The sequence below is a fragment of the Streptomyces sp. NPDC054834 genome (assembly GCF_053611185.1).
Genome location: NZ_JBSGZV010000049.1, coordinates 58086 through 68544 on the forward strand (window position 1 = coordinate 58086; position 10459 = coordinate 68544).

Annotated in this window: 6 protein-coding genes; all 6 read right to left on the reverse strand. The window is 71.9% G+C overall.

The genetic code is table 11. From position 1 onward, the window contains the following. Positions 1-373: 373 nt before the first annotated feature. The 6 genes from ACWGJM_RS40525 to ACWGJM_RS40550 are packed head-to-tail and all read right to left on the reverse strand — an operon-like array spanning position 374 to position 10041. Complete coding sequence (locus ACWGJM_RS40525) at positions 374-976, reverse strand: sarcosine oxidase subunit gamma (protein WP_453416766.1); 603 nt, start codon at positions 974-976, stop codon at positions 374-376. Then, complete coding sequence (locus ACWGJM_RS40530) at positions 969-4199, reverse strand: sarcosine oxidase subunit delta family protein (RefSeq protein WP_453416767.1); 3231 nt, start codon at positions 4197-4199, stop codon at positions 969-971. The genes ACWGJM_RS40525 and ACWGJM_RS40530 overlap by 8 nt, the downstream gene beginning before the upstream one ends. An 11-nt stretch (positions 4200-4210) precedes the next feature. Beyond that, entirely contained in the window at positions 4211-5443 is a 1233-nt protein-coding gene (locus ACWGJM_RS40535; protein WP_453416768.1) for a sarcosine oxidase subunit beta family protein, read from the reverse strand. Next, positions 5440-6723: a serine hydroxymethyltransferase gene (gene glyA, locus ACWGJM_RS40540; protein WP_453416769.1), complete on the reverse strand. Its 1284-nt coding sequence runs from the start codon at positions 6721-6723 to the stop codon at positions 5440-5442. Before glyA ends, ACWGJM_RS40535 begins: the two co-directional genes overlap by 4 nt. Further along, on the reverse strand, positions 6720-7580 hold the full coding sequence (locus tag ACWGJM_RS40545; RefSeq protein WP_453416770.1) for a bifunctional methylenetetrahydrofolate dehydrogenase/methenyltetrahydrofolate cyclohydrolase: 861 nt from the start codon (positions 7578-7580) through the stop codon (positions 6720-6722). The genes glyA and ACWGJM_RS40545 overlap by 4 nt, the downstream gene beginning before the upstream one ends. 22 nt (positions 7581-7602) lie before the next feature. Continuing rightward, entirely contained in the window at positions 7603-10041 is a 2439-nt protein-coding gene (locus ACWGJM_RS40550) for a GcvT family protein (protein ID WP_453416771.1), read from the reverse strand. Between the last annotated feature and the right edge of the window lie 418 nt (positions 10042-10459).

Consider the following 10459-nt stretch of genomic DNA (forward strand, 5'->3'; position numbering starts at 1 on the left):
AGCAGCCGCGGGCGGTGTCGTCCGCGACGGCGTGGAACGGTTCCGCCCGCGGCGAGGGCCTCGAGATGGACGAACACCACCCGGCGTCCCCGGTGGATGACCTCCACGGCGTTGACCGTGAAGCCGGCCTTGCCCGTGCGGGTGGGGAAGCGCCGGTGAGCCGACAGCCGCGCAGGGCGCGTTCGGCGGCGGCCGTGTCCGGGGCGGCGGACACGGAGTTGCCGCCCATGGCGAAGAACACCTTCGCCATGGGCGGCGCCCATCGCCCGGATCGCAGGCCGTCTCGCTGGGTGAGGCGGCCCCGCCGGCCGAGTCGGTGGTCACCGCGGCCCGCGAGCTCGCTCACCGAGTCATGGGCGCCCGCGGCGGTTCTTCACCCGTATTCCACGGCCGCGTCCAGCAGCCAGTCCGCCAGGTAGCCGGCGAAGGACGAGCGCACCAGCACCCAGAAACCGGCCCTGGTCTCGTCGCGGGCGACCAGGACGACCTGGGCGCGGGCCAGCGTCGTCTGGGCGCAGCGGCCCGGGCCGAAGGCGCGCGGGTGGAGGTCCAGCGGACAGCCGTGGGAGAGGACGTCACGGGCGCGGGGGCCCGCGACGAGCACGGTGGTGCGCTGGGCGGAGACGTCGGTGACGGAGACGGGTACGTCACCGGCCGCCGCACGGATCCGGCCCTCCAGGTCCCGCTCGATGCCGGACGGTCCCACCACCAGCCATTCGTCGGGGCCGAGCCACAACACGGTGAGGTTCCCGGCTCGTACGACGGTGTTGGGCTGCGGCGGGAGTTGGAGTCCCAGGGCGAGGCCTACGGCGTCCGCCGCGGGGCTCTTGACGTCGAGGCGTACGTTCACCTGGGTCAGGAAGGGAAGTTCGGCCAGGCGGACCGCGCCCCCGCAGGAGCGTGTCGCGGCGGCCAGGCGGTCTGCGGCATGCGCCAGGGGGCTGCGCTGCCGTGCGGTCAGGGCGGTGTCAGCCATCGCGTCGGGCTCCCTCGGGGTCGTAGAGGACGGGGCCGGCGACGGTCACCGGGAGCAGCCGGTCGCCGACGGGCGCGTAGAGGCGTTCACCGATGCGGTCCCGCCCTCCCTTGATCAGGGCGAGCGCGAAGGTCCGGCCGAGCGCCGCGCTGCGGTAGCTGGAGGTGACGTGACCGAGCATCGGCACCGGCGGGGCGGGCAGTTCGCTGTCGGCGACCAACTGGGTGCCCTCGGGGAGGAAGGCGGCCGGGTCCTCGGGGAGGAGGCCGACGAGGTGCTTGCGGTCGGGGCGGACGGTGTCGGCGCGGGCGTAGGAGCGCTTGCCGATGAAGTCGGGCTTCTTCTTCGACACCGCCCAGCTCATGCCGAGGTCGTGCGGCGTGACCGTGCCGTCCGTGTCCTGGCCGATGATCGGGTAGCCCTTCTCGGCGCGCAGCACGTGCATGGTCTCGGTCCCGTACGGGGTGATGCCGTGGGCGGCGCCGGCCTCGTGCAGCGCTTCCCACAGCGCGAGGGCGTTCCAGGGGGACACGTTGATCTCGTAGGCGAGTTCGCCGGAGAAGCTGATCCTGCACACGCGCGCGTCGATGCCAGCGACGGCCGTCTCCCGCCACGCCATGAACGGGAAGTCCTCGTTGGCCACGGCCAGTTCGGGCGCCAGCGAGCCGAGTACCTCCCGCGAGCGCGGGCCGACCAGGGCCACGGTCGCCCACTGCTCGGTGACCGAGGTGCAGTGGACCCGCAGTTCGGGCCACTCGGTCTGTAGCCACTCCTCCATCCAGTCCAGGACCGCTGCCGCGTTGCCGGTCGTGGTGGTGACGAGGAACCGGTCCTGCGCGAGCCGGATGACCGTGCCGTCGTCGAAGACCATTCCGTCCAGGCGGCACATCACGCCGTAGCGGATCATGCCGACCTTCAGGGTGCTCATCATGTTGGTGTAGAGCCGGTCGAGGAAGAGCGCGGCGTCCGGGCCCTGCACATCGATCTTGCCGAGGGTGGAGGCGTCCATGAAGGCCACGCCCTCGCGGGCGGCGCGGCACTCGCGCAGCACGGCGGCCTCCATGTCCTCGCCGTCCCGCGGGTAGTACCAGGGCCGCTTCCACTGGCCGACGTTCTCGAAGAGGGCGCCGTGTTCGACATGCCAGCCGTGCAGGGCGGTCGTGCGGATCGGGTCGTGCAGCGCGCCGCGGTCACGGCCGGCGAGCGTGGCGAAGGAGACGGGGCTGTACGGCGGCCGGAAGGTGGGCAGGCCGAGCGCCGAGATGTCCACGCCGAGGAGTTCGGCGACGACACCGCTCGCCAGCACGCCGGCCGTCCTGCCCTGGTCTCCCCCGGTGCCGGCCGTGGTGTAGCGCTTGGTGTGCTCCACCGAGCGCAGGCCCGCTCCGGTCGCCCGCGCCAGGTCGTCGACCGTGACGTCGCGCTGGAGGTCGACGAACCGGGGGGCGCCGGTGGAGGTGGGAATGGTGAAGACCTGCATGGGCGGGGTGTGGGGCTGGGCGGCCACGGCCGGAAGGGCGGGCGCCTCGGCGGTGTACCCCTCCGCCTCGACCGCGCGGGCGCCGGCCGTCGCGCCCTGGGCGAGGGTCGCGGCGAGGTCGAAGGTCCCGTTCGCGCTGCCCGCGACCTCCACCGCCTGCCGGCAGCTGTCGGGGACGAACGCGCCGAGCACGTCGTCGTGGCGGAGCTTGCCGCCCGCCTGGCTGAACAGGTGCGCGACCGGGTTCCAGCCGCCGGAGACGAGCAACAGGTCGACGGCGAGCTCCCGCCGCCCGGCCGGCTCCCCGCCCCCGGCGACCGTCACGGCGGTGAGGCGGGATCCGCCCTGAGTGCCGGTGACCGCGTGCCCGGCCAGCACCTCGATCCCCGCGGTCCGGGCACGCTCCGCCCACTCCCCCGGCTCGGGCCGGGTGTCGACGATCGCCCTGATGTCCACGCCCGCCGCCGCCAGGTCGAGCGCGGCGGCATAGGCGCTGTCGTTGGTGGTGAACACGACCGCGTGCCGGCCCGGCAGAACGCCGTAGCGGCGCAGGTACGTCCGGGCCGAGGCGGCGAGCATCACCCCGGGGCGGTCGTTGTCCCCGAACGCCATCGAGCGTTCGTGGGCGCCGGTCGCCAGGACCACACGCCTGGCGCGGATCCGCCAGACCCGCTCACGGGCGACGTGTTCCGGGGCCTGGGCGCCGAGGTGGTTGGTGCGGCGCTCGACGGCGAGGAGGTGGTTGTCGTCGTAGTGGCCGAAGACGGTGGTGCGGCGCAGGACGCGTACCTCGGGGGCGGCTTCGAGACGTGCGCGCGTCGACTCCACCCAGCCGAGGAGTTCGCCGGTGCCGAGGAGGCTGCCGCCGGGTTCCGGCTGGTCGTCGGCGAGAATGACGCGCGCGCCGCTGTCGGCTGCCGCCGCTGCGGCCGCGAGACCGGCTGGGCCGGCGCCTACGACCAGGAGGTCGCAGTGGGCGTGTACGGCGTCGTAGCGGGCGGGGTCGGGTTCGGTGGCGAGGCGTCCCTGGCCGGGGAGGCCGGTCGCGACCAGGCCCTCGTAGAGCTCGACGGTGGTGGCGGGGAGCATGGGCTCGGGGAAGGGGGCCTCGATCTGTACGACGGCGTTGGGTTCCTCCACGCCGGCGGAGAAGATGCCGCGGGGGCGGCCGAGTCTGATGCTGGTCGCTGCCGCGATGATGCCGTTGGCGAGGAGGGCGGAGGCGAGGGTGTCGCCTTGGTAGCCCTGGTATTCGGTGCCGTCGAAGGTGAAGGTGAGGGGGGTGTCTCGATCCACTCGGCCGCCGCTGGGGAGGCGGAACGGCTGGTTCTTCTCCCCCACCCCGCCCCTTCCCGGAACCATGGGACCGCCCTTGGACCCTGCTGGGGGCTTCGCCCCCAGACCCCCATCGCCCTGAACGGGCTCGTCCTCGAACGCCGTACGGGCTGATATGACGGGCCTCGGCTCGAAAGTGGTTGGGGGCTCCTCCCCCGCCCGATACACCGCCAAGATCTCGTTCGTCGCCGTGTCACGTACCGCGTTGAACCATCTGCGGCAGCCAGCCGCGTGGCTCCACCGCTCGGCGAACGGACCCTTCGTGTTGGCACGGAAGAACAGGTAGCGCGCCCACTCCTCGTTGCTGAGGGCCGCCGGGTCCTCGGGGTAGGGCACATGGGCCTGGCCACCGTAGTGGAACTCGGCCTCGTCGCGGGGCCCGCACCACGGGCAGGTGATGAGCAGCATGGTTGGGCTCCCTAGTGGGCCACCGCGGCCGCGCCGTGCTCGTCGACGAGCGCGCCGGTGGTGAAACGGTCGAGCGAGAAGGGGGCGTTGAGGGGGTGGGGGGTGTCGTGGGCGATGGTGTGGGCGTAGACCCAGCCGACGCCCGGGGTGGCCTTGAAGCCGCCCGTGCCCCAGCCGCAGTTGAGGTAGAGGTTGTCGACCGGGGTGAGGCCGACGATGGGTGAGGCGTCCGGGCTGACGTCGACGATGCCGCCCCAGGTGCGCAGTACGTGGGCGCGGGCGAAGACCGGGAAGAGTTCCAGGGCGGCGGACATCTGCTCTTCGATGATGTGGAACGCGCCGCGCTGGGTGTAGGAGTTGTACGCGTCGATGCCCGCGCCCATCACCAACTCGCCCTTGTGCGCCTGACTGACGTACACGTGGACGGCGTTGGACATGACCACCGTGGGGTGGACCGGTTCCAGGAGTTCGGAGACCAGGGCCTGCAACGGGTGGCTCTGGAGCGGGAGTTCGATGCCCGCCATCGACGCGAGGACCGAGGTGTGGCCGGCCGAGCACAGCGCCACCTTGCCGGCCGCGATCGGGCCGAGCGTGGTCCGCACGCCGACCACCCGGCCGTCGGTCACGTCCAGTCCGGTGACCTCGCAGTTCTGGATGATGTCGATACCGGCCGCGTCGGCGGAGCGGGCGAAGCCCCAGGCCACGTAGTCGTGCTTGGCGATGCCGGCGCGCGGCTGGTAGGTGCCGCCGAGTACCGGGTAGCGCACATCGGGTGAGATGTTGACGATCGGGCAGACCTCTTTGACCTGTTCGGCGTCGAGCCACTCGGCGTCCACGCCGTTGAGGCGGTTGGCCTCGACCCGGCGCACGCTGTCGCGGACGTCCTGGAGGCTGTGGGCGAGGTTCAGCACGCCGCGCTGGGAGAAGAGGATCGGGTAGTCCAGTTCCTCCTCCAGTCCCTCCCACAGCTTCAACGCGTGTTCGTAGATGCCCGCGCTCTCGTCCCACAGGTAGTTGGAGCGGATGATCGTGGTGTTGCGGGCCATGTTGCCGCCTGCGAGCCAGCCCTTCTCCAGGACCGCGACGTTGGTGATGCCGTGGTTCTTCGCGAGGTAGTGGGCGGTGGCCAGGCCGTGTCCGCCGCCGCCCACGATCACCACGTCGTACGACCGCTTGGGCTCGGGAGTGCGCCAGAGCCAGTCGGGGTGGTCGGGCAGGTCGGCGCCGGGGGTGCGGGGGCTCATCGGACGTCTCCGTCTTGCGAAAGATGCGGGTAGAGCGGGTGCTTGGCGGCCAGTGCCGCCGTGCGGGCGCGCAGGGCGGGCACGTCCGGTTCGGGCCGGAGGGCCAGCGCGATCACGTCGGCGACCTCGGCGAAGTCCTCCTCGGTGAAGCCCCTGGTGGCCAGCGCCGGGGTGCCGATGCGCAGGCCGGAGGTGACCATGGGCGGGCGCGGGTCGAAGGGGACGGCGTTGCGGTTGACGGTGATGCCGATCTCATGGAGGAGGTCCTCGGCCTGCCGTCCGTCGAGTTCGGAGTTCCGCAGGTCGACGAGGACGAGGTGGACGTCCGTGCCGCCCGTCAGCACCTCCACCCCGGCCGCGGCGACGTCGGGCCGGGTGAGGCGGTCGGCGAGGATGCGGGCGCCGGCCAGGGTGCGGGCCTGGCGTTCGGCGAACCCGGGCGATGCCGCGACCTTGAAGGAGACCGCCTTCGCGGCGATGACGTGCTCCAGTGGGCCGCCCTGCATACCGGGGAACACCGCCGAGTTGAGCTTCTTGGCGAGGTCGGAGTCGTTGGTGAGGATGACTCCGCCGCGGGGGCCGCCGAGGGTCTTGTGCGTGGTGGTGGTGACCACGTGGGCGTGCGGGACGGGGCTGGGATGCAGTCCGGCGGCGACCAGGCCCGCGAAGTGCGCCATGTCGACCATGAGGAGGGCCCCGACCTCGTCGGCGATGCGGCGGAAGGCCGCGAAGTCCAGCTGCCTCGGGTACGCCGACCAGCCCGCGATGATCATCTTGGGGCGGTGTTCCTTGGCGAGCCGTTCCACCTCGTCCATGTCCACGAGGTGGTCGGTCTCGGAGACGTGGTACGGCACGACGTTCAGCATCTTGCCGCTGTAGTTGATGCGCATGCCGTGGGTGAGGTGGCCGCCGTGCGCGAGGTCGAGGCCGAGGACGGTGTCGCCGGGCTGGAGCAGGGCGAAGAAGACAGCGGTGTTCGCCTGCGCGCCGGAGTGCGGCTGGACGTTGGCGAATCCGGCCCCGAAGAGGGACTTGACGCGTTCGACGGCCAGGCGCTCGGTGACGTCGACGTGCTCGCAGCCGCCGTAGTAGCGGCGGCCCGGATAGCCCTCGGCGTACTTGTTGGTCGCGACCGAGCCCTGCGCCTCCATCACGGCGGTGGGCGCGAAGTTCTCCGAGGCGATCATCTCGAGGGTGGACTGCTGACGGCGCAGCTCGGCGCGGAGGGCGGCGTGGACCTCGGGGTCCAGCTCCGCCAAGGGGGTGTTCAGCGCGTTCATACGGTGTTCGCGTTCCTCTCGGCGGCCTCGACGACGTTGGCGAGCAGCATCGCCCGGGTCATGGGCCCCACTCCCCCGGGCATCGGCGCGAGCCATCCGGCGACCTGGGCGGCCTCCGGGTGGACGTCGCCTGCGAGGCCGTGTTCGGTGCGCGTGATGCCGACGTCCAGGACGGCCGCGCCGGGGCGCAGCATGTCCTTGGTGACCAGTCCGGGCGAGCCGGCGGCCGCGACGACGATGTCCGCCTCGCGCACGTGCCAGGCCAGGCCCTTGGTTCCGGTGTGGCACAGGGTGACGGTGGCGTTCTCGGAGCGGCGGGTGAGCAGGAGCCCGATCGGCCGTCCTACGGTGATGCCCCGGCCGATCACGCACACGCGCGCTCCGGCGAGCGGGACCTCGTACCGGCGGAGCAGCTCGACGATGCCGCGCGGGGTGCAGGGCAGCGGGGCGTCGGCGCCGAGGACGAGCCGGCCGAGGTTGACGGGGTGCAGGCCGTCGGCGTCCTTGGCCGGGTCCATGCGCTCGAGGACGGCGTTCGCGTCCAGGTGGCGTGGGAGCGGGAGCTGGACGAGGTAGCCGGTGCAGGCCGGGTCGGCGTCGAGTTCGTCGATGACGTCCTCGACCTGCTGCTGGGTCGCGTCGGCGGGCAGCTCGCGGCGGAGCGAGGCGATGCCGACCTGCGCGCAGTCGCGGTGCTTTCCGGCGACGTAGGCGCGGCTGCCGGGGTCGTCGCCGACCAGGACGGTGCCGAGGCCCGGCGGGCGGCCGGTCGTGGCGGTCGTTTTGGCGACACGTTCGGTGAGTTCGCGACGGATGTCGGCGGCGGTCGCCTTGCCGTCGAGGATGCGTGCGGTCACCGGCTGTACCCCTTCTGCACGGCTAGCCACGGAGGCGGGACATGGTCGGGTCGAACAGGGGCTCCTCGGCGACGACCGCCTCGACGCGCCGGTCGAAGTAGCCGATGTGCACGGTGGTGCCGGGGGTGGCCAGCTCCGCGGGCAGCCAGGCGTAGGCGATGCCCTTGCCGATCGTGTAGCCGTGGGCGGCGCTGGTGACGTAGCCGACGGCGCGGTCGCCGTCGTAGACCGGTTCCTTGCCCATGACGACGGCCTGCGGGTCGTCGATGGTGAGGCAGCTCAGCTTGCGCCGTACGTCGGCCCTGCGCCGCTCCAGCGCCTCCTTGCCGATGAAGTCGCCCTTGTCCGGCTTGACGGCGAAGCCGACTCCGGCCTCGTAGGGGTCGTGCTCGTACGTCATGTCGGTGCCGAAGGAGCGGTAGCCCTTCTCCAGGCGGAGGCTGTTGAAGGCGCCGCGGCCGGCGATGATGCCGCCGAGCGGCTCGGCCGCCGCCCAGAGGGTGTCCCACAGCTTCTGGCCCAGGTCGGCGGTGGTGTACAGCTCCCAGCCGAGCTCGCCGACGTACGACAGGCGCATCGCGGTGACCGGGACGCTGCCGATGTGGGCGCGCTTGGCGCGGAAGTACTTCAGGCCGTCATTGGAGAAGTCCTCGTCGGTGAGGGGCTGGAGGACGTCGCGGGCCAGCGGGCCCCACAGGCCGATGCAACAGGTGCCCGCGGTGATGTCGCGGGCCTGGACCGTGCCGTCGGCGGGGAGGTGGCGGCTGAACCAGTCGAGGTCCAGGTTGCCGTTGGCGCCGACCTGGAAGAGGTCGCGGGCGAGCCGGGCGACGGTGATGTCGCTGCGGATGCCGCCGTCGTGGTCCAGGAGCAGGGTGTACGTCACCGAGCCGACGGACTTGGCGACCTTGCCGGTGCACAGCCGCTCCAGGAAGGCGCCGGCGCCCGGGCCGCTCACTTCGAGGCGCTTGAGGGCCGTCATGTCGTACATCGCGACGGTCTCGCGGGTGGCCTGGGCCTCGGCGCCGACGATGGGCGACCAGTAGCGCGCGGCCCAGTCGTCGGGGGTGGGGATGGAGCGGCCTTCGACCAGCCCCGCGTTGGCCTCGTACCACTGGGGGCGCTCCCAGCCGTTCGCCTCCAGGAAGAACGCGCCGTGTTCCTGCTGGCGGCGGTAGAAGGGGCTGGTGCGGATCGGGCGCGGCTTCCCGGACGGCTGGAGGGGGTGGAGGATGTCGTAGACCTCGGCGAAGTTCTGGCAGTCGCGGGCCAGGACGTACTCCGGGGAGAGCTGGTGCGGCTCGAAGCGGTTGACGTCGCACTCGTGCAGGTCGAACGAGGAACAGTGGCCGTCGACCAGCCACTCGGCCATGGCCCGCCCGACGCCCGCGGAGTGGGTGACCCAGACGGCCTCGGCGACCCAGAAGCCCTTGACGTCCGGTGACTCGCCGAGCAGCGGATAGCCGTCGGTGGTGAAGGAGAACAGGCCGTTGATGCCCTCCTCGACCTTCGCCTCCCTGGTGGCGGGGAGCAGGGACTGGGTCTCGGTCCAGGCGTCCTCGAAGTCCTCCTCGGTGAACTTCAGGACGGACGGCATCTCCTCGGCCTCGTCGAAGGAGCGGATGTCGTCGGCGGAGATCGGCATCGGGCGGTGCCCGTAGTAGCCGATGCCGATGCCGTCGAAGCGGTCGCGGTAGTAGAGGTCGGCGTCCTGGTGGCGCAGGATCGGGCGGACGGCCTCCTCCGTCTGGCCGGCGAGGGCCGGTACCGGCCCCGTCCAGGCCAGCTGGTGGGCGAGCGGGGTGAGCGGGAGGTTCATCCCGGCCATGCGGGCGATCCTCGGGCCCCAGATGCCGGCGCAGCACACGACGATGTCGGCGGGGATCTCGCCCTGGTCGGTGCGGACGCCGGTGATCTCGCCCTCGCTCTGGAGCACGTCGAGCACCTCGTGCCGGGCCAGGAAGGTCACGCCGCGCTCGGTGGCCCGGCGGATCTGTGCCTCGACGGCGAGCACGGCCTTGGCCAGGCCGTCGGTGGGGACGAGGAGGCCGCCGAGGACCTTCTCGCGGTCGACCAGCGGGTGCCGCTCGACGCACTCGTCGGGGGTGAGCAGACGCGCCTCGATGCCCCAGGCGGTGATCCAGCCGTGGCGTCGGTGCAGTTCGGCCAGGCGCTCGGGGCTGGTCGCCACCTCGAGGCCGCCGACCTGGAGGAAGCAGGGCTTGCCGTCGACGTCGAGGGAGCAGAACTTCTCGACGGTGTAGCGGGCCAGCTCCGTCATCGTCTTCGAGGGGTTCGTCTGGAAGACCAGGCCCGGGGCGTGCGAGCTCGAGCCCCCGGTGGCCGGGAGGGGGCCCTGGTCGACCACGGTCACTTCGGTCCAGCCGCGTGCGGAGATCTCGTCCGCGAGGGCCGCTCCCACGACGCCCGCTCCGATGATGACCACTCGGGGTCCCGCCATCGCCCAACCTCCGAACTCGAAACCGGTTCAGTTGCTGTGTACGCAACTTGGTTCAGGTTGCGCAACTCAATGTGCCTGTCGCCGAGGAGGGGTGTCAAGGGGGCAGCACTTCAGGGAGGTCCAGCTCGATCGGGAACGCCGAATACGGCGTCGACGTGCGGGGCCCCTGCTCCAGCAGAGAGATGGTTCAGGGCCTCCCCGTCGCCTCTGGCTGTACTCATCGGCCAGGTCGCAAGGGGGTATCCATCAGCGGCCTCGGGCCGCGGGCCGCCGTCCCGGCTCGGACGACGGACAGGATCCGTGTCGCCGCCCGGGATGCGAAAGCGGGTGATCAGTGCGCCCGAGACCGTTCGGGGCGTACCAGTGCGCGGGCCCGAAACACGGCAATGCCCGGCGGGCGGTGCGCACAGGTGCGCAC